This is a genomic window from Streptomyces sp. NPDC033966 (assembly GCF_055575955.1).
In genome coordinates, this window is record NZ_JBVIRQ010000001.1 from 1,069,667 (window position 1) to 1,086,089 (window position 16,423).

Annotated in this window: 28 protein-coding genes; all 28 read right to left on the bottom strand. The window is 66.1% G+C overall.

The genetic code is table 11. From position 1 onward, the window contains the following. Positions 1-32 precede the first annotated feature (32 nt). Positions 33-146, bottom strand: a complete 114-nt coding sequence (gene rpmJ / locus ACZ518_RS04990; RefSeq protein WP_003956441.1) for a 50S ribosomal protein L36 — start codon at positions 144-146, stop codon at positions 33-35. Positions 147-219: 73 nt separating this feature from the next. Next, on the bottom strand, positions 220-441 hold the full coding sequence (gene infA, locus ACZ518_RS04995; RefSeq protein ID WP_003956442.1) for a translation initiation factor IF-1: 222 nt from the start codon (positions 439-441) through the stop codon (positions 220-222). Positions 442-580: 139 nt separating this feature from the next. Continuing rightward, on the bottom strand, positions 581-1,432 hold the full coding sequence (map, locus tag ACZ518_RS05000; protein WP_469111606.1) for a type I methionyl aminopeptidase: 852 nt from the start codon (positions 1,430-1,432) through the stop codon (positions 581-583). 173 nt (positions 1,433-1,605) lie between these two features. Next, a complete protein-coding gene (locus ACZ518_RS05005; RefSeq protein WP_469111607.1) occupies positions 1,606-2,253 on the bottom strand; it encodes an adenylate kinase in 648 nt (215 codons plus the stop codon). After that, complete coding sequence (gene secY / locus ACZ518_RS05010) at positions 2,253-3,566, bottom strand: preprotein translocase subunit SecY (RefSeq protein WP_469111608.1); 1,314 nt, start codon at positions 3,564-3,566, stop codon at positions 2,253-2,255. Before secY ends, ACZ518_RS05005 begins: the two co-directional genes overlap by 1 nt. A 188-nt stretch (positions 3,567-3,754) precedes the next feature. After that, positions 3,755-4,210 (bottom strand): 50S ribosomal protein L15, encoded by a 456-nt coding sequence (gene rplO, locus ACZ518_RS05015; protein WP_469111609.1) that lies wholly within the window; start codon positions 4,208-4,210, stop codon positions 3,755-3,757. Beyond that, positions 4,210-4,392, bottom strand: coding sequence for a 50S ribosomal protein L30 (gene rpmD / locus ACZ518_RS05020; protein WP_005313525.1), 183 nt, complete (start codon positions 4,390-4,392; stop codon positions 4,210-4,212). Before rpmD ends, rplO begins: the two co-directional genes overlap by 1 nt. Then, entirely contained in the window at positions 4,392-4,994 is a 603-nt protein-coding gene (gene rpsE / locus ACZ518_RS05025) for a 30S ribosomal protein S5 (protein WP_007265914.1), read from the bottom strand. The genes rpmD and rpsE overlap by 1 nt, the downstream gene beginning before the upstream one ends. A gap of 45 nt (positions 4,995-5,039) precedes the next feature. Then, positions 5,040-5,423 carry a 50S ribosomal protein L18 gene (rplR, locus tag ACZ518_RS05030; protein ID WP_401247066.1) on the bottom strand — a complete coding sequence of 128 codons (384 nt, stop codon included), beginning with the start codon at positions 5,421-5,423 and terminating at the stop codon, positions 5,040-5,042. Between the two features lie 2 nt (positions 5,424-5,425). After that, positions 5,426-5,965, bottom strand: a complete 540-nt coding sequence (rplF, locus tag ACZ518_RS05035) for a 50S ribosomal protein L6 (RefSeq protein ID WP_427708472.1) — start codon at positions 5,963-5,965, stop codon at positions 5,426-5,428. 20 nt (positions 5,966-5,985) lie between these two features. Beyond that, complete coding sequence (gene rpsH / locus ACZ518_RS05040) at positions 5,986-6,384, bottom strand: 30S ribosomal protein S8 (protein WP_007265911.1); 399 nt, start codon at positions 6,382-6,384, stop codon at positions 5,986-5,988. Positions 6,385-6,608: 224 nt separating this feature from the next. After that, on the bottom strand, positions 6,609-6,794 hold the full coding sequence (locus tag ACZ518_RS05045; protein ID WP_003956452.1) for a type Z 30S ribosomal protein S14: 186 nt from the start codon (positions 6,792-6,794) through the stop codon (positions 6,609-6,611). Positions 6,795-6,799: 5 nt separating this feature from the next. After that, positions 6,800-7,351, bottom strand: a complete 552-nt coding sequence (gene rplE, locus ACZ518_RS05050; protein WP_030298216.1) for a 50S ribosomal protein L5 — start codon at positions 7,349-7,351, stop codon at positions 6,800-6,802. Continuing rightward, positions 7,351-7,662 (bottom strand): 50S ribosomal protein L24, encoded by a 312-nt coding sequence (rplX, locus tag ACZ518_RS05055; RefSeq protein WP_388934833.1) that lies wholly within the window; start codon positions 7,660-7,662, stop codon positions 7,351-7,353. Before rplX ends, rplE begins: the two co-directional genes overlap by 1 nt. 2 nt (positions 7,663-7,664) lie before the next feature. Then, entirely contained in the window at positions 7,665-8,033 is a 369-nt protein-coding gene (gene rplN, locus ACZ518_RS05060; protein WP_003956455.1) for a 50S ribosomal protein L14, read from the bottom strand. A gap of 98 nt (positions 8,034-8,131) precedes the next feature. After that, positions 8,132-8,413, bottom strand: coding sequence for a 30S ribosomal protein S17 (gene rpsQ / locus ACZ518_RS05065; RefSeq protein ID WP_007265908.1), 282 nt, complete (start codon positions 8,411-8,413; stop codon positions 8,132-8,134). Further along, the gene (gene rpmC / locus ACZ518_RS05070; RefSeq protein ID WP_007265907.1) at positions 8,413-8,637 is read right to left on the bottom strand and encodes a 50S ribosomal protein L29; all 225 of its coding nucleotides are present in this window, start codon (positions 8,635-8,637) and stop codon (positions 8,413-8,415) included. The genes rpsQ and rpmC overlap by 1 nt, the downstream gene beginning before the upstream one ends. Further along, positions 8,637-9,056, bottom strand: coding sequence for a 50S ribosomal protein L16 (gene rplP, locus ACZ518_RS05075; RefSeq protein ID WP_007265906.1), 420 nt, complete (start codon positions 9,054-9,056; stop codon positions 8,637-8,639). The genes rpmC and rplP overlap by 1 nt, the downstream gene beginning before the upstream one ends. Before the next feature lie 5 nt (positions 9,057-9,061). Next, on the bottom strand, positions 9,062-9,901 hold the full coding sequence (gene rpsC / locus ACZ518_RS05080) for a 30S ribosomal protein S3 (protein WP_007265905.1): 840 nt from the start codon (positions 9,899-9,901) through the stop codon (positions 9,062-9,064). Beyond that, positions 9,901-10,248, bottom strand: coding sequence for a 50S ribosomal protein L22 (gene rplV, locus ACZ518_RS05085; protein ID WP_007265904.1), 348 nt, complete (start codon positions 10,246-10,248; stop codon positions 9,901-9,903). Before rplV ends, rpsC begins: the two co-directional genes overlap by 1 nt. 43 nt (positions 10,249-10,291) lie before the next feature. Then, a complete protein-coding gene (rpsS, locus tag ACZ518_RS05090) occupies positions 10,292-10,573 on the bottom strand; it encodes a 30S ribosomal protein S19 (protein ID WP_008739713.1) in 282 nt (93 codons plus the stop codon). A gap of 12 nt (positions 10,574-10,585) precedes the next feature. Further along, positions 10,586-11,422 (bottom strand): 50S ribosomal protein L2, encoded by an 837-nt coding sequence (gene rplB, locus ACZ518_RS05095; protein ID WP_125822122.1) that lies wholly within the window; start codon positions 11,420-11,422, stop codon positions 10,586-10,588. 39 nt (positions 11,423-11,461) lie between these two features. After that, positions 11,462-11,785 carry a 50S ribosomal protein L23 gene (rplW, locus tag ACZ518_RS05100; protein ID WP_007265901.1) on the bottom strand — a complete coding sequence of 108 codons (324 nt, stop codon included), beginning with the start codon at positions 11,783-11,785 and terminating at the stop codon, positions 11,462-11,464. Continuing rightward, the gene (rplD, locus tag ACZ518_RS05105) at positions 11,785-12,435 is read right to left on the bottom strand and encodes a 50S ribosomal protein L4 (RefSeq protein WP_007265900.1); all 651 of its coding nucleotides are present in this window, start codon (positions 12,433-12,435) and stop codon (positions 11,785-11,787) included. The genes rplW and rplD overlap by 1 nt, the downstream gene beginning before the upstream one ends. Before the next feature lie 4 nt (positions 12,436-12,439). Beyond that, complete coding sequence (rplC, locus tag ACZ518_RS05110) at positions 12,440-13,084, bottom strand: 50S ribosomal protein L3 (RefSeq protein WP_007265899.1); 645 nt, start codon at positions 13,082-13,084, stop codon at positions 12,440-12,442. A 14-nt stretch (positions 13,085-13,098) separates the two neighbouring features. Beyond that, positions 13,099-13,407, bottom strand: a complete 309-nt coding sequence (gene rpsJ, locus ACZ518_RS05115) for a 30S ribosomal protein S10 (protein ID WP_003948644.1) — start codon at positions 13,405-13,407, stop codon at positions 13,099-13,101. A 454-nt stretch (positions 13,408-13,861) separates the two neighbouring features. After that, positions 13,862-15,034, bottom strand: a complete 1,173-nt coding sequence (locus ACZ518_RS05120; protein WP_469111610.1) for a hypothetical protein — start codon at positions 15,032-15,034, stop codon at positions 13,862-13,864. 174 nt (positions 15,035-15,208) lie between these two features. Beyond that, complete coding sequence (gene tuf / locus ACZ518_RS05125) at positions 15,209-16,402, bottom strand: elongation factor Tu (RefSeq protein WP_469111611.1); 1,194 nt, start codon at positions 16,400-16,402, stop codon at positions 15,209-15,211. Between the last annotated feature and the right edge of the window lie 21 nt (positions 16,403-16,423).

Consider the following 16,423-nt stretch of genomic DNA (forward strand, 5'->3'; position numbering starts at 1 on the left):
AGAACTGCGTAGTGCAGGTCGGTCGGCGTGCGTCAGCCCTGGCGCTGCTTGTGGCGCAGGTTGTCGCAGATGACCATGACCCGACCGTGACGGCGGATCACCTTGCACTTGTCGCAGATCTTCTTGACGCTCGGCTTGACCTTCATGTTGGTGAGGTTCTCCGGGTCAGTGCCACCACCCGCACCGGGACGGATGCCCAGGCAGGAGTGAGGACAAGATCTACTTGTATCGGTAGACGATCCGGCCACGCGTCAGGTCGTACGGAGACAGCTCCACAACGACCCGGTCATCGGGGAGGATGCGGATGTAGTGCATACGCATCTTGCCGCTGATGTGCGCGAGGACCTTGTGACCGTTCTGGAGTTCCACCTTGAACATGGCGTTCGGGAGGGACTCGATCACGGTGCCCTCGATCTCGATGGCACCTTGCTTCTTGGCCACGCTTCGCCTTTCGAATCGGCTACCTTGATCGACCCACAGGCATGGAAATGCACGTGAGCCGACGAGTCAGTCTACGTCAGGGCACCCAGAAAGACGAATCCGGAAAGTTTGCCCACGAGTCTAGATCATTAACCGAGGGCTAGCCCAGCGGGTCGGGGGCCGTCGTGACCCCGTACTCCGCCAGCTTCGCCCTACCGCAGTCCGGGCTGGTCAGGACGATCGGGCCGGCCTCCGTGAGGGCGACCGAGTGCTCCCAGTGCGAGGACCAGGTGCCGTCCGTGGTGATGACCGTCCAGTCGTCCGCCAGGACCTCCGTCTGGGCGGTGCCCAGGGAGACCATCGGCTCGATCGCCAGGCACAGGCCCGGGACCAGCTTGATGCCCTTGCCCCGCTTGCGCGAGACGTAGTTCAGCAGGTGCGGGTCCATGTGCATCTCGGAGCCGATGCCGTGGCCGCCGTAGTCCTCGATGATCCCGAACTTGCCGAGGCTGTGCTCACCGGTCGCCGGCCGCGGCTGGCGCTTGATGTAGCCCTCGATCGCCTTCGAGATGTCCACCAGGCGGTTGCCGAGCTTCATGGCCGCGATGCCGGCCCACATCGACTCCTCGGTGACCCGGGACAACTCGATCAGCTCCGGAGCGTGACCGGTGCCCACGAAGGCCGTGTACGCCGCGTCGCCGTGCCAGCCGTCCACGATCGCGCCGGCGTCGATGGAAATGACGTCGCCGTCCTTCAGGACCGTCTTGTCGTCCGGGATGCCGTGGACGACGACCTCGTTCACCGAGGTGCAGATGGTCGCGGGGAAGCCGCCGTACCCGAGGAAGTTCGACTTCGCCCCGGCGTCGGCGATCACCTTCCGGGCCACCATGTCCAGGTCCCGCGTCGTGGAGCCCGGCACGGCCGCTTCACGGGTCGCCGCGTGGATCGCGGCGACGACCAGCCCTGCCTCCCGCATCTTCGCGATCTGCTCGGGGGTCTTCAGCTGAACCATGGAACTGGGCCTTCCCTCTTTTGCGGCTGAACCGCCGCCGCTTTCGCGGAGGTGGTTGCTCTCCGCCGTGGTACCTCAATTATTGGCTGACGTCACACGCCACCGTGCCACGCAGACGGCCGCGGCGCCCCGAAGGACACCGCGGCCGTACTGTCGGTCACGAACTGGAGCGACTACTTCTTGAGGGCGTCCATCGCCCGCTTGGTGATCTCGTGCACCTCGCCGAGGGCGGAGATGGTCACCAGCAGGCCCTGGGCCTTGTAGTAGTCGATGATCGGCTCGGTCTGCGTGTGGTAGACCTCGAGCCGGTTGCGGACCGTGGACTCGGAGTCGTCGTCGCGCTGGTAGAGCTCGCCCTCGCACTTGTCGCAGACGCCGTCGACCTCCGGCGCCGCGTAGATCACGTGGAAGACGTGCGCGGAGTCCTTGCGGCAGATCCGCCGGCCGGCGATCCGCTTGACGACCTCGTCCTCCTCGACCTCCAGGTCGAGGATGGCGTCGAGCTTCATGCCCGCTTCCTGGAGCATGGCGTCGAGGGCCTCGGCCTGGGCGACGTTGCGCGGGAAGCCGTCGAGCAGGAAACCGCCCTTGGCGTCCGGCTGCTCCATCCGGTCCTTGGCCATGCCGATGGTGATCTCGTCCGGGACGAGCTCACCCGCGTCCATGAACGCCTTGGCACGCCGGCCGAGCTCGGTGTTCTGGCTGATGTTGGCGCGGAAGAGGTCGCCCGTGGAGATGTGCGGGATCGACAGGTTCTTGGCAAGGAACGCGGCCTGCGTTCCCTTGCCCGCACCGGGGGGCCCGACGAGGACGATTCGCATCAGCGGAGGAACCCTTCGTAGTTGCGCTGCTGGAGCTGGCTCTCGATCTGCTTCACGGTTTCCAGACCCACACCCACGATGATGAGGATGCTCGTCCCGCCGAACGGGAAGTTCTGGTTCGCTCCGAAGCCGGCCAACGCCATTGTCGGCACAAGAGCGATCAGACCCAGGTACAGCGACCCCGGCCAGGTGATCCGGTTGAGTACGTAGCTCAGGTACTCGGCGGTAGGCCGGCCGGCGCGGATGCCCGGGATGAACCCACCATACTTCTTCATGTTGTCAGCAACTTCCTCGGGGTTGAACGAGATCGCCACGTAGAAGAACGCGAAGAACACGATCAGGAGGAAGTAGGTCGCGATGTAGTACGGGTGGTCGCCCTTGACGAAGTGCTTCTGGATCCAGGTGGCCCAGCCCGCGGTCGAGCCGCTGAACTGCACGATCAGAGCCGGGATGTACAGCAGCGACGAGGCGAAGATGACCGGGATGACACCGGCCTGGTTCACCTTGAGCGGGATGTAGGTGGACGTACCGCCGTAGGCACGGCGGCCGATCATGCGCTTCGCGTACTGGACGGGGATCCTGCGCTGCGCCTGCTCGACGAAGACCACCAGGGCCACCATCGCCAGACCCACCAGGATGACCACGCCGAACTCCACCCAGCCATCAGCGATCTTGCCCTGGAGCTTGATGGTCCAGAGGGCGCCGACGAAGCCGGCCGCGATCGAGATGAACATCAGGATGGACATGCCGTTGCCGATGCCGCGGTCGGTGATGAGCTCACCGAGCCACATGACGACACAGGTACCGGCGGTCATGGTGACCACCATGGTGATGGTGGTGAAGATCGAGTGGTTCGGGACGATCTCGCGAGCGACCGGGCAGGTCCCGAAGAGGGCGCCGGTACGCGCGGTGGCGACCAGGCCGGTGCCCTGGAGGATCGCGAGCGCGACCGTCAGATAGCGCGTGTACTGAGTGATCTTCGCCGTGCCGGACTGGCCCTCTTTCTTGAGGTTCTCCAGCTTCGGGATGACCACGGTCAGCAGCTGCAGGATGATGCTCGCCGTGATGTACGGCATGATGCCGAGCGCGAAGATCGTGATCTGCAGCAGCGCACCGCCACTGAACATGTTGACGAGACCGAAGAGGCTGTTGCTGCTCCCCATCTGGTCGACACAGATCTGAACGTTCTTGTAGCTCACGCCGGGTACCGGGATGTGGGACCCGAGCCGATACAGCACGATGATGCCGAGCGTGAAGAGCAGCTTCTTGCGCAGGTCGGGCGTCTTGAACGCCCGGGCGAACGCGGTGAGCACGGTGCCTCCTGCGACCCCCGCGCTACTGCGTCAGAGGTGACGGTCTGAGGGATCGACGAATACGTACAAGCAAAGGTGCACGCCACCTTACCGGCGAGTGTGCCCCCCGTGGAACGACCAACCGGGGATGCCCCTTATGTGAGGCATCCCCGGTCGGGTTTCTAGCTATTTGTCACAAGAGTTTCGTCTTAGACGAGCTCGGTGACGGTGCCGCCGGCGGCGGCAATCTTCTCCTTGGCGGAGCCGGAAACGGCGTCAACCGAAACCTGCAGCGCCACGGAGATCTCGCCCTGGCCCAGGACCTTGACGAGGCTGTTCTTGCGAACCGCGCCCTTGGCGACCAGGTCGGCCACCGTGACCTCTCCACCCTCGGGGTAGAGGGCACCGAGCTTGTCCAGGTTGACGACCTGGAACTCGGTGCGGAACGGGTTCTTGAAGCCCTTCAGCTTCGGCAGGCGCATGTGGAGGGGCATCTGCCCACCCTCGAAGCGCTGCGGAACCTGGTAGCGGGCCTTGGTGCCCTTGGTACCACGACCAGCCGTCTTACCCTTCGACGCCTCACCGCGACCCACACGGGTCTTCGCGGTCTTGGCACCGGGGGCGGGACGGAGGTTGTGGGCCTTCAGCGGATTGGTCTCAGCCATTAGTCAACCTCCTCAACCGTCACGAGGTGGCGGACGGTGTGCACCATGCCGCGGAACTCGGGGCGGTCCTCCTTGACGACCACGTCGTTCAGGCGCTTGAGCCCGAGCGAACGGAGGGTGTCGCGGTGGTTCTGCTTGCTGCCGATGTACGACTTCGTCTGCGTGATCTTGAGGCGGGCCATCAGACACCCGCCCCAGCGCGCGCACGAAGCAGGGCCGCGGGGGCGACGTCCTCGAGCGGCAGACCACGGCGAGCCGCGATCTCCTCGGGACGCTGCAGGCCCTTCAGGGCCTCCACGGTCGCGTGCACGATGTTGATCGCGTTGTCGGAGCCGAGCGACTTCGACAGGATGTCGTGAACGCCGGCGCACTCCAGAACGGCGCGCACCGGGCCACCGGCGATAACACCGGTACCGGGGGAAGCAGGCTTCAGCAGGACAACGCCGGCCGCCTTCTCGCCCTGGATCGGGTGCGGGATGGTGCCCTGGATGCGGGGAACCTTGAAGAAGTTCTTCTTGGCTTCCTCGACGCCCTTGGCGATGGCCGCGGGAACTTCCTTGGCCTTGCCGTAACCGACACCTACGGTGCCGTCACCGTCACCCACCACGACGAGCGCGGTGAAGCTGAAGCGACGACCACCCTTGACAACCTTGGCGACACGGTTGATCGCGACAACGCGCTCAACGTAAGCGGTCTTCTCGGCGGCAGCGCCACCGTCGCGACCCTTCCGGTCCCGCCGCTCGCCGCCACCGGCACCGCTGCCGCGGCGCTGGGGTCCAGCCATTGGATTACCTCTCTCTGTTACGTCCGTGAGTCCCGGAACCGGGGCTTAGAACTTCAGCCCGGCTTCGCGGGCGGCGTCAGCCAGAGCGGCAATGCGCCCGGCGTATCGGTTGCCACCGCGGTCGAACACGACGGTCTCGACACCCGCGGCCTTGGCACGCTCGGCGACGAGCGCGCCGACGGCCTGGGCCTGAGTGCTCTTGTCGCCTTCGCCACCACGGATCGAAGCGTCCAGGGTCGACGCCGACGCAAGGGTGTGACCCTTGAGGTCGTCGATGACCTGAGCAACGATGTTGCGGTTGGAACGCGTCACGACGAGGCGCGGACGCTCCGCCGTACCCGAGACGTTCTTGCGGATGCGGATGTGGCGGCGAGCCTTGGCAGCGCGCTTGTACGCGTCGCCCTTGGCGATCTTCACACCGTATGCCATGGCTACTTACCAGCCTTTCCGACCTTGCGGCGGATGACCTCGCCGGCGTACTTGACACCCTTGGCCTTGTACGGGTCGGGCTTCCGCAGCTTGCGGATGTTGGCGGCGACCTCGCCGACCTTCTGCTTGTCGATGCCCTCGACCGAGAACTTGGTCGGGGACTCGACCTTGAACGAGATGCCGTCGGGCGCCGTGACCAGGATCGGGTGGCTGTAGCCGAGCTGGAACTCCAGGTCGGAGCCCTTCGCGGCCACGCGGTAACCGACACCGCTGATCTCGAGGGCCTTGGCGTATCCCTGGGTCACGCCGGTGATCATGTTCGCCACCAGCGTGCGGGACAGGCCGTGCAGGGCCTTGTTCTGACGCTCGTCGTTCGGACGGGTGACGTTCAGAACGCCGTCCTCACCCTTGACGATCTCGATCGGCGCGGCGACGGTGTGCGAAAGGAGACCCTTGGGGCCCTTCACCGCAACCGTGCGGCCATCGATGGTGACGTCCACACCGGCGGGAACCTGGATGGGGAGCTTGCCGATTCGCGACATTGCTTTTCCTCCGTTCCCGACTACCAGACGTAGGCGAGGACTTCCCCACCTACGCCCTTCTTGCCTGCCTGCTGTCCGGTCAGGAGACCGTGCGACGTGGAGATGATCGCCACGCCCAGGCCACCGAGGACCTTCGGCAGGTTGGTGGACTTCGCGTACACGCGCAGACCGGGCTTCGAGATCCGCTTGATGCCCGCGATGGAGCGCTCACGGTTCGGCCCGAACTTCAGCTCGAGGACGAGGTTCTTGCCGACCTCGGCGTCCTCGACCTTCCAGCCGGTGATGAAACCCTCCTGCTTGAGGATCTCCGCGATGTGCGACTTGATCTTGCTGTGCGGCATCACGACGGTGTCGTGGTACGCCGAGTTAGCGTTACGCAGACGAGTGAGCATGTCTGCGATCGGGTCAGTCATGGTCATGAAGTGGCCTTCGGCCTCTCTCGCCGGGGTTTCCTGTATGCGCCATCCCTCTCCCCGCTCAGAGGCGGGACGGGTGCGGTGCGGGGACCTACGGCGTAGTAAGTCGTTATGGGCGGCGGACGCCCAACCACACAAGCCTAAGGCATGCGCGGCCGGGCATCCGCCGACCAGATGCTTACCGAGAGTCTCTGGAACTTCCCCAAGTCCTTACGGACTGGAGGGAATTACCAGGAGCTCTTGGTCACGCCCGGCAGCTCGCCACGGTGAGCCATCTCACGAAGGCAGACGCGGCACAGGCCGAACTTGCGGTACACGGAGTGGGGGCGACCGCAGCGCTGGCAGCGGGTGTACGCACGCACACCGAACTTGGGCTTGCGGGCAGCCTTCGCGATGAGAGCCTTCTTCGCCATCTCGCTTACGCCTCCTTGAAGGGGAAGCCGAGGTGACGAAGGAGCGCGCGGCCCTCGTCGTCGTTGGTCGCCGTGGTAACCACGGTGATGTCCATACCCCGGGTACGGTCGATCTTGTCCTGGTCGATCTCGTGGAACATGACCTGCTCCGTGAGACCGAAGGTGTAGTTGCCACGGCCGTCGAACTGCTTCGGCGACAGGCCACGGAAGTCACGGATACGCGGCAGCGCGAGCGACAGCGTACGGTCCAGGAACTCCCACATGCGGTCACCACGGAGGGTGACGTGGCAGCCGATCGGCTGACCCTCGCGCAGCTTGAACTGCGCGATGGACTTGCGGGCCTTCGTGACGGCCGGCTTCTGACCGGTGATCGTCGTCAGGTCGCGGATGGCACCGTCGATCAGCTTCGAGTCACGGGCGGCGTCGCCGACACCCATGTTCACGACGATCTTGACGAGGCCGGGGATCTGCATGACGTTCTCGTAGGAGAACTCCTCACGCAGCTTGCCCGCGATGTCCTCGCGGTACTTCGTCTTCAGACGCGGAGTGGTAGCCATCAGATGTCCTCACCCGTGCGCTTGGCAACGCGGATCTTGTTGCCCTCGTCGTCGAAGCGGAAACCGACGCGGGTGACGACCTTCTTGCCGTCCTTCTCCACTACCAGCTGAACGTTGCTGACGTGGACCGGGGCCTCGGTGATCACGATGCCACCGGCCTGGTTCTGGCCAGCCTTGGTGTGCTTCTTGACCCGGTTGACACCCTCGACCAGGACGCGGTTCTCGCTGGGCATGGCCGCGATGACCTTGCCCTGCTTGCCCTTGTCCTTACCGGTGATGACCTGGACCAGGTCGCCCTTCTTGATCTTCATGCTTACAGCACCTCCGGCGCGAGCGAGATGATCTTCATGAACTTCTTCTCGCGCAGCTCACGGCCCACCGGGCCGAAGATACGGGTGCCGCGAGGGTCGCCGTCGTTCTTCAGAATGACGGCGGCGTTCTCGTCGAAGCGGATGTACGAGCCGTCCTGGCGGCGGCGCTCCTTGACGGTGCGAACGATGACCGCCTTGACGACGTCACCCTTCTTCACGTTGCCACCGGGGATCGCATCCTTGACGGTGGCGACGATGACGTCACCGATGCCCGCGTAGCGGCGACCGGAGCCACCGAGAACACGGATGCAAAGGATCTCCTTGGCACCAGTGTTGTCGGCGACACGCAGTCGCGACTCCTGCTGGATCACGTCTATCTCCTGTTTGTCTGCCGGTTCCCGGCCGGGGCTTCAGCGAAGCCCCGGCCGAGCCTGGCGGAACGAACCTGAAGGGTTACCCCTTCAAGCAATTACTTGGCCTTCTCGAGGATCTCGACGATGCGCCAGCGCTTCGTCGCCGACAGCGGACGCGTCTCCATGATGAGGACGCGGTCGCCGACGCCGGCAGCGTTCTGCTCGTCGTGCGCCTTGAGCTTGTTCGTACGGCGGATGACCTTGCCGTACAGCGCGTGCTTCACACGGTCCTCGACGGCGACGACGACGGTCTTGTCCATCTTGTCGCTGACGACCAGACCCTCACGGGTCTTGCGGAAACCGCGCTCGGTCTTCTCAGTCACGTTGTTCTCGCTCATCAGGCGTTCTCCACCGTCTCGATACCGAGCTCACGCTCGTGCATCAGGGTGTAGATGCGAGCGATGTCCTTACGGACGGACTTGAGCCGGCCGTTGTTCTCCAGCTGGCCGGTGGCCGCCTGGAAACGGAGCTTGAACAGCTCCTCCTTGGCCTCGCGCAGCTTGGCAACGAGCTCCTCGTTGCCGAGCTCGCGGAGCTCGGACGCCTTGGTTCCCGTCGCCATCACGACTCACCTGCCTCGCGCTTGACGATCCGGCACTTCATCGGCAGCTTGTGGGCCGCACGAGTGAGGGCCTCACGCGCAATCTTTTCGTTCGGGTAGGACAGCTCGAACATGACCCGGCCCGGGTGCACGTTCGCGATCCACCACTCGGGGGAACCCTTACCGGAACCCATGCGGGTCTCGGCCGGCTTCTTCGTCAGCGGGCGGTCCGGGTAGATGTTGATCCAGACCTTGCCGCCACGCTTGATGTGGCGGGTCATCGCGATACGAGCCGCCTCGATCTGGCGGTTCGTCACGTAGGCGGGGGTGAGCGCCTGGATGCCGTACTCGCCGAACGAGACCTCAGTACCGCCCTTGGCCATACCGCTGCGCTTCGGGTGGTGCTGCTTGCGGTGCTTGACCCTACGAGGGATCAGCATGTCGGTCAGGCCTCCGTTCCGGTGCTCTCAGCCGGAGCGGCGGCGGGGGCGTCGGCCTTGGGGGCCTCGGCACCAGCAGCCTGCTGCGGCTTGCGGCCACCACGGCCGCCGCGCTCGCCACCACGGCCACCACGGCCGGCGGGACGGTCGCCAGCGCCGGCACCACGGGCCGGGCGGTTACCCGCACGGGCCGCAGCGTTCTCGGCGCGAACCTCGGCGATGTTCTTGACGTCGCCCTTGTAGATCCAGACCTTCACGCCGATACGGCCGAAGGTGGTCTTGGCCTCGAAGAAGCCGTAGTCCACGTTCGCGCGCAGCGTGTGCAGCGGCACACGACCCTCGCGGTAGAACTCGGAGCGGGACATCTCGGCGCCGCCGAGACGGCCGCCACACTGGATCTTGATGCCCTTGGCGCCGGCCTTCATGGTGCCCTGCATGCTCTTGCGCATGGCACGACGGAAGGAGACGCGGGAGGAGAGCTGCTCGGCAACGGCCTGGGCAACGAGCTGAGCGTCGAGCTCGGGGTTCTTGACCTCGAGGATGTTCAGCTGGACCTGCTTGCCCGTGAGCTTCTCGAGGTCACCGCGGATGCGGTCGGCCTCGGCGCCACGGCGGCCGATGACGATGCCGGGACGGGCGGTGTGGATGTCCACACGCACGCGGTCACGGGTGCGCTCGATCTCAACCTTCGAGATGCCGGCGCGCTCCATGCCGGACGTCATCATCCGACGGATGGCGACGTCTTCCTTGACGTAGTCCTTGTACAGCTTGTCGGCGTACCAGCGGGACTTGAAGTCCGTGGTGATGCCGAGTCGGAACCCGTGCGGGTTTACCTTCTGGCCCATTACCGGGAACCTTCCTTGCTGCTGACGACCACGGTGATGTGGCTGGTCCGCTTGCGGATCCGGTAGGCACGGCCCTGGGCACGCGGACGGAACCGCTTCAGGGTCGGGCCCTCGTCCACGTACGCCTCGCTGATGACCAGCGTGGAGGCGTCCGGGTGGTTGTAGTTGTGCGCGGCGTTGGCAATGGCGCTGTCAAGCACCTTGCCGACCGGCACGCTCGCGGCCTGCGGGGCGAAACGCAGGACCGCCTGAGCCTCCGTGGCATCCATGCCACGGATGAGGTCCACCACTCGGCGGGCCTTCATGGGCGTGACGCGGATGTACCGCGCCTGGGCCCTGGCTTCCATGGTTGTCCCTTCGGTGTTAGTCATAGTCGTAACCACCCCGCGATTAGCGGCGCTTCGACTTCCGGTCGTCCTTGACGTGGCCGCGGAAGGTGCGAGTCGGCGAGAACTCGCCGAGCTTGTGGCCGACCATCGACTCGGTGACGAACACCGGGACGTGGGTCTTGCCGTTGTGCACCGCGATCGTGTGACCCAGCATGCTGGGGATGATCATCGAGCGACGGGACCAGGTCTTGATGACGTTCTTGGTGCCGGCTTCGTTCTGGACGTCCACCTTCTTTACGAGGTGGTCGTCGACGAAGGGCCCCTTCTTGAGACTGCGCGGCATCTAAACCCGCTCCTAGCGCTTCTTGTTCGTCTTGCGGCGGCGGACGATGTACTTGCTCGAAGCCTTCTTCGGCGAGCGAGTACGACCCTCCTTCTGACCCCACGGGGAGACCGGGTGGCGACCACCACTGGTCTTGCCCTCACCACCACCGTGCGGGTGGTCAACCGGGTTCATCGCGACACCGCGGACGGTCGGGCGGACGCCCTTCCAGCGCATGCGGCCGGCCTTGCCCCAGTTGATGTTCGACTGCTCGGCGTTGCCGACCTCGCCGACGGTGGCGCGGCAGCGCGCGTCGACGAGACGGATCTCACCGGACGGCATGCGGAGGTGGGCCATCACGCCCTCCTTCGCGAGCAGCTGCACGGAGGCACCAGCGGAGCGGGCGAACTTCGCGCCGCCACCGGGACGGAGCTCGATCGCGTGGATCGTGGTACCGACCGGGATGTTGCGGAGCGCGAGGTTGTTGCCCGGCTTGATGTCGGCCGTGGGGCCGTTCTCGATCCGGTCACCCTGCTGCAGACCGCGCGGCGCGATGATGTAGCGCTTCTCGCCGTCGGCGTAGTGCAGCAGCGCGATGCGCGCGGTGCGGTTGGGGTCGTACTCGATGTGCGCGACCTTGGCCGGCACGCCGTCCTTGTCGTGACGACGGAAGTCGATCACGCGGTAGGCGCGCTTGTGTCCACCACCCTGGTGGCGAACGGTGATCCGGCCGGTGTTGTTACGGCCGCCCTTGCTGTGCAGAGGGCGAACCAGCGACTTCTCCGGCGTGGACCGCGTGATCTCGACAAAGTCGGCGACGCTGGAGCCACGACGGCCCGGGGTCGTCGGCTTGTACTTGCGGATACCCATTTCTCAGTCCTCGTCCGATTCCGGACGACTAGACCTCCGTTAGGAGGCCTGGCCGCCGAAGATGTCGATACGGTTGCCCTCGGCAAGGGTCACGATGGCGCGCTTGGTGTTGGCGCGCTTGCCGAAACCGGTCTTGGTGCGCTTGCGCTTACCCTGACGGTTGATCGTGTTGACCCCGGTGACCTTGACCGAGAAGACCGCCTCGACGGCCTGCTTGATCTGGGTCTTGTTGGCGCCGGGCGCGACGATGAACGTGTACTTGTTCTCGTCCAGCAGCGCGTAGCTCTTCTCCGAGACGACCGGCTTGATCAGCAGGTCGCGCGGGTCGGTGAAGGTCTTGCTGGTAACGGTCGCCTCAGACATCAGGCCTCGTTCCCTTCGGTCTCATCGGCCTTGGGGCCAGACACGAAGGACTCGAGCGCGGCCTGGGTGAAGACCACGTCGTCAGAGACGATCACGTCGTACGTGTTCAGCTGGCCCGGCTCCAGGATGTGAACCTGGGGCAGGTTGCGGGCGGACAGCCACGCCAGCTCGTCAGAGCGCTCGGCGACCAGGAGCAGGTTCTTGCGCTCCGAGATCTTGCCGAACAGCGTCTTGGCGGCCTTCGTGGAGGCGGCACCCTCGACCACGCCGGTGACGACGTGGATGCGGGAGTGACGCGCACGGTCCGAGAGGGCACCGCGGAGGGCGGCGGCCTTCATCTTCTTGGGGGTCCGCTGCGAGTAGTCACGCGGCTGCGGGCCGTGGACGACGCCACCGCCGGCGAACTGCGGAGCGCGGGTCGAACCCTGACGGGCGCGGCCGGTGCCCTTCTGGCGGTAAGGCTTCTTGCCACCACCACGGACTTCGCCACGGGTCTTGGTCTTGTGCGTGCCCTGACGGGCAGCTGCCAGCTGGGCGACGACGACCTGGTGGATCAGCGGAACGCTGGTCTTCGCGTCGAAGATCTCCGCGGGGAGCTCGACGGTACCGGCCTTGTCGCCTGCCGGCGAAAGGATGTCAATGGTGCTCATTACCTCAAGCCCCCTTGGCCGCGGTACGGACCAGGACGAGGCCGCCGTTCGGACCGGGGACCGCGCCCTTGATGAGGAGCAGACCCTTCTCCGCGTCAACCGCGTGGATGGTCAGGTTCTGGGTGGTGACGCGCTCGTTACCCATGCGACCGGCCATGCGCATGCCCTTGAAGACACGCCCAGGGGTGGCGCAGCCACCGATCGAACCGGGGGAGCGGTGCTTGCGCTGCACACCGTGACCGGCGCCGAGGCCCCGGAAGTTGTGCCGCTTCATGACACCGGCGAAGCCCTTGCCCTTGCTGTTGCCCGTGACGTCAACCTTGACGCCGGACTCGAACACCTCGGCAGTGATCTCCTGGCCGAGCGTGTACTCGCTGGCGTCGGAGGTGCGGAGCTCCACCAGGTGGCGGCGGGGGGTCACGTCGGCCTTGGCGAAGTGGCCCTTGAGGGGCTTGTTCACCTTGCGCGGGTCGATCTCGCCGAAGGCGATCTGGACCGACTCGTAGCCGTCGATGTCGTTCGTACGGACCTGGGTTACGACGCAGGGTCCGGCCTTGACGACGGTCACCGGGACGACACGGTTGTTCTCGTCCCAGACCTGGGTCATGCCGAGCTTCTCGCCCAGGACGCCCTTGATCTGCTTTGCCATCTTCTCGACGCCTCTCAGAGCTTGATCTCGATGTCAACGCCGGCCGGAAGGTCCAGGCGCATCAGCGAGTCAACGGTCTTGGGCGTCGGGTCGAGGATGTCGATCAGGCGCTTGTGCGTGCGCATCTCGAAGTGCTCGCGCGAGTCCTTGTACTTGTGCGGCGACTTGATGACGCAGTACACGTTCTTCTCAGTGGGCAGCGGCACCGGGCCTGCGACCGACGCACCAGTGCGGGTCACCGTCTCGACGATCTTCTTCGCCGAGGAGTCGATGACCTCGTGGTCGTAGGCCTTGAGCCGGATGCGGATCTTCTGTCCCGCCATGGCTACTCCGTAGTCCTGTCTCTGTGTGGAAACGCTCTGGCTCCCGGGCGGCTGCGGAACGGGGTTCCGCGGCTTCTCTCCGACCCACGCGGTCGGGCGTGTCGCATACCCTCTACAGAAAATTCCCATACGGAAATTCCCTCGTCCAAGGGGATGCGGTCCTGACCGCGTCTCGGGGGAGAAACACCCACCGGGCGCCTGGTGTGCACCGTGCTGACACTTCCCAGAAGATTCCCGTACGTCCGTCCTCATTGCTGCCCCGAAAGGCAGATTAAGGACGACGAGTACTGTGGGACTCGCTTCCGGTCCTCCCGGCGGGAGGCGCACAGCATCGGCACTCAACCGAGCAACTTGAGTAGTCTGCCATACGAGACACGTACCTGGCCAATCGGGCCGAAGAGAATACCCCGCCGCGCGGACACGTCAAACCGCGCCACACGGCGGGGATCCCTGGTCAGGACCTCGTCACGGTCCCGCACCCCTCGCCCTGAATGTCCCCGCTGCGGTCGTACGGATCCGTGGCCGGCCCGGAGGGCTGAGTTCCGCCCGGCCGGTCCTGCGGGAAGTCCGGGTGCAGGAATCCGCGGGCCGCCTCGCACTGCACGTTCGACCACTCCGCCTTGTAGGTGTGCAGCTGGAGCCGCCCCGCGGTGGCCTGCCAGCGCGACGGGTCCAGCAGCGAGAAGGTGATCTGCCGGCGCACGATCGTCCGCTGCACGCTCCCGTCCGCATTCGTCATCGGGTGCACGAAGGTGTAGTCGGTGACGAGCCGCACCTCCCCCGGGTCCCCCGCCTCCGCGCGCATGCTGCCGCGCACCTTGACCACGTCGCCGGCCGGCTGGACCTCGGCGGGATCGAAGCGGGTGAACAGCATGACGGGGCTGTCCTCGCCGCCGGGCCCCGCCAGGGAGCGCTCCAGACGCTGCGGGACCTCGGGCTGGCGGGGGTCCAGGAGCGCCAGCGCCGCCTCCGGGCGCTCCCCCCGCAGGGTGGCCCGGTCCAGGTTGGCCGCGACCAGGAACTGCTTCGCCTTCGCCAGCGCGTCCGCCACCGCCGCCTCGGACATCCCGCCGATCGCCGTCGCGGCCGGCACCTCGATCCCGGCGGCGCCATCGGCCCACCGGAGGGCCGGCGAGCCGCGGAAGGGCTCCTTCAGGGTCGGGCGGTCCGGGTACACGGCGTCCGGGGCCCCGGTCGGGCGTACGGACTCGCCCGGCAGCGGCGAGCCCGCAGAGGCCGCCTGACGGGCCCCGGTCTTCCCGGTCAGCCGGTCGATCAGCAGTTCCGGCCGTACGACGACCAGCGCCAGGGCCGCGATGCCCACGATCCCCGCGGTGGCCTTCAGGCCCCTCCGGCGCCGCCGCCGGTCCTCCGTCTCCCGCCAGGAGGGCCCCGTCCGCCAGCCCGGCGGCCCGCTCGGCGCGGCACCGCCCCGGCGCCCGAACGGGCCGCGGCGCCCGGCGGTCCGGGCCCGCTCCGCGTCCTCGTGCCGCAGCCGCTCGGTCACCATCCGCGCCCGAGCGGACGGCTCCTTCGGCGCGTCCGCGCCCTCCCGCGCGATCTGCTCGCTGAACCGGGCCCACTCCTCGTCGGACATGCCCGTCCCGTCGGCGTCCTGCCGCCCCATGATCCCCACCCCGAACGTCCGTACGTGCTCCGCGCCGGAGCCTCTCACGGCCCCTCGCCCATCATTACCGGGGGGTACGACAAGGGCCCCTCCCCCACCGCCGGAGCGGTGGGAAAGGGGCCCTCGCGTCAAACATGGTGCCCGCTGGTGCGAGCTACCAGGTCAGAACACGAATTACTTCGTGATCTTGGTGACCTGGCCGGCGCCGACGGTGCGACCACCCTCACGGATGGCGAACTTCAGGCCCTCCTCCATGGCGACCGGCTGGATCAGCGCGACCGTCATGTCGGTGTTGTCGCCCGGCATGACCATCTCGGTGCCCTCGGGGAGGGTCACGACGCCGGTCACGTCCGTGGTACGGAAGTAGAACTGCGGGCGGTAGTTGTTGAAGAACGGGGTGTGACGGCCACCCTCGTCCTTCGACAGGATGTACGCGGCGGCCTCGAACTCGGTGTGCGGCGTGACCGAACCGGGCTTGATGATGACCTGGCCGCGCTCGACGTCCTCGCGCTTGATGCCACGGAGGAGCAGACCGACGTTCTCACCGGCCTGGCCCTCGTCGAGCAGCTTGCGGAACATCTCGATGCCGGTGACCGTGGTGGTGGTCTTCTCCGGCTTGATGCCGATGATGTCGACGGTCTCGTTGACCTTCAGGACACCACGCTCGATGCGGCCGGTGACGACGGTGCCACGACCGGTGATCGTGAAGACGTCCTCGACGGGCATCAGGAACGGCTTGTCGGTGTCACGCGGCGGGGTCGGGATCGCGGCGTCCACGGCGTCCATCAGGCCGAGGAGCTTGTCACCCCACTCCTTGTCACCCTCGAGCGCCTTCAGCGCGGAGACCTGGACGACCGGCAGGTCGTCGCCCGGGAAGTCGTACTCGGAGAGGAGCTCACGGACCTCGAGCTCGACGAGCTCCAGGATCTCCTCGTCGTCCACCATGTCGGCCTTGTTCAGGGCGACGACGATGTACGGAACGCCGACCTGGCGGGCCAGGAGCACGTGCTCCTTGGTCTGCGGCATCGGGCCGTCGGTGGCGGCGACCACGAGGATGGCGCCGTCCATCTGCGCGGCACCGGTGATCATGTTCTTGATGTAGTCCGCGTGACCCGGGCAGTCGACGTGGGCGTAGTGACGCGCCTCGGTCTGGTACTCGACGTGCGCGATGGAGATGGTGATACCGCGCTGGCGCTCCTCAGGAGCCTTGTCGATCTGATCGAAGGCCGAGGCCGCGTTCAGGTCCGGGTACTTGTCGTGCAGCACCTTGGTAATGGCGGCCGTGAGGGTCGTCTTACCGTGGTCAATGTGACCGATGGTGCCGATGTTGACGTGCGGCTTAGTCCGCTCGAACTTCGCCTTCGCCACGGGGGTCCTCCTGAGAGTGGT

What these genes read in the sequence shown, in the direction of transcription:
- rpmJ (WP_003956441.1), bottom strand. Translation starts at nt 146, where the DNA reads ATGAAGGTCAAGCCGAGCGTCAAGAAGATCTGCGACAAGTGCAAGGTG.
- map (WP_469111606.1), bottom strand. Translation starts at nt 1,432, where the DNA reads ATGGTTCAGCTGAAGACCCCCGAGCAGATCGCGAAGATGCGGGAGGCA.
- ACZ518_RS05005 (WP_469111607.1), bottom strand. Translation starts at nt 2,253, where the DNA reads ATGCGAATCGTCCTCGTCGGGCCCCCCGGTGCGGGCAAGGGAACGCAG.
- rplO (WP_469111609.1), bottom strand. Translation starts at nt 4,210, where the DNA reads ATGGCTGAGACCAATCCGCTGAAGGCCCACAACCTCCGTCCCGCCCCC.
- rpmD (WP_005313525.1), bottom strand. Translation starts at nt 4,392, where the DNA reads ATGGCCCGCCTCAAGATCACGCAGACGAAGTCGTACATCGGCAGCAAG.
- rpsE (WP_007265914.1), bottom strand. Translation starts at nt 4,994, where the DNA reads ATGGCTGGACCCCAGCGCCGCGGCAGCGGTGCCGGTGGCGGCGAGCGG.
- rplR (WP_401247066.1), bottom strand. Translation starts at nt 5,423, where the DNA reads ATGGCATACGGTGTGAAGATCGCCAAGGGCGACGCGTACAAGCGCGCT.
- rplF (WP_427708472.1), bottom strand. Translation starts at nt 5,965, where the DNA reads ATGTCGCGAATCGGCAAGCTCCCCATCCAGGTTCCCGCCGGTGTGGAC.
- rpsH (WP_007265911.1), bottom strand. Translation starts at nt 6,384, where the DNA reads ATGACCATGACTGACCCGATCGCAGACATGCTCACTCGTCTGCGTAAC.
- ACZ518_RS05045 (WP_003956452.1), bottom strand. Translation starts at nt 6,794, where the DNA reads ATGGCGAAGAAGGCTCTCATCGCGAAGGCTGCCCGCAAGCCCAAGTTC.
- rplE (WP_030298216.1), bottom strand. Translation starts at nt 7,351, where the DNA reads ATGGCTACCACTCCGCGTCTGAAGACGAAGTACCGCGAGGACATCGCG.
- rplX (WP_388934833.1), bottom strand. Translation starts at nt 7,662, where the DNA reads ATGAAGATCAAGAAGGGCGACCTGGTCCAGGTCATCACCGGTAAGGAC.
- rpsQ (WP_007265908.1), bottom strand. Translation starts at nt 8,413, where the DNA reads ATGAGCGAGAACAACGTGACTGAGAAGACCGAGCGCGGTTTCCGCAAG.
- rpmC (WP_007265907.1), bottom strand. Translation starts at nt 8,637, where the DNA reads ATGGCGACGGGAACCAAGGCGTCCGAGCTCCGCGAGCTCGGCAACGAG.
- rplP (WP_007265906.1), bottom strand. Translation starts at nt 9,056, where the DNA reads ATGCTGATCCCTCGTAGGGTCAAGCACCGCAAGCAGCACCACCCGAAG.
- rpsC (WP_007265905.1), bottom strand. Translation starts at nt 9,901, where the DNA reads ATGGGCCAGAAGGTAAACCCGCACGGGTTCCGACTCGGCATCACCACG.
- rplV (WP_007265904.1), bottom strand. Translation starts at nt 10,248, where the DNA reads ATGGAAGCCAGGGCCCAGGCGCGGTACATCCGCGTCACGCCCATGAAG.
- rpsS (WP_008739713.1), bottom strand. Translation starts at nt 10,573, where the DNA reads ATGCCGCGCAGTCTCAAGAAGGGGCCCTTCGTCGACGACCACCTCGTA.
- rplB (WP_125822122.1), bottom strand. Translation starts at nt 11,422, where the DNA reads ATGGGTATCCGCAAGTACAAGCCGACGACCCCGGGCCGTCGTGGCTCC.
- rplW (WP_007265901.1), bottom strand. Translation starts at nt 11,785, where the DNA reads ATGTCTGAGGCGACCGTTACCAGCAAGACCTTCACCGACCCGCGCGAC.
- rplD (WP_007265900.1), bottom strand. Translation starts at nt 12,435, where the DNA reads ATGAGCACCATTGACATCCTTTCGCCGGCAGGCGACAAGGCCGGTACC.
- rplC (WP_007265899.1), bottom strand. Translation starts at nt 13,084, where the DNA reads ATGGCAAAGCAGATCAAGGGCGTCCTGGGCGAGAAGCTCGGCATGACC.
- rpsJ (WP_003948644.1), bottom strand. Translation starts at nt 13,407, where the DNA reads ATGGCGGGACAGAAGATCCGCATCCGGCTCAAGGCCTACGACCACGAG.
- ACZ518_RS05120 (WP_469111610.1), bottom strand. Translation starts at nt 15,034, where the DNA reads ATGGGGCGGCAGGACGCCGACGGGACGGGCATGTCCGACGAGGAGTGG.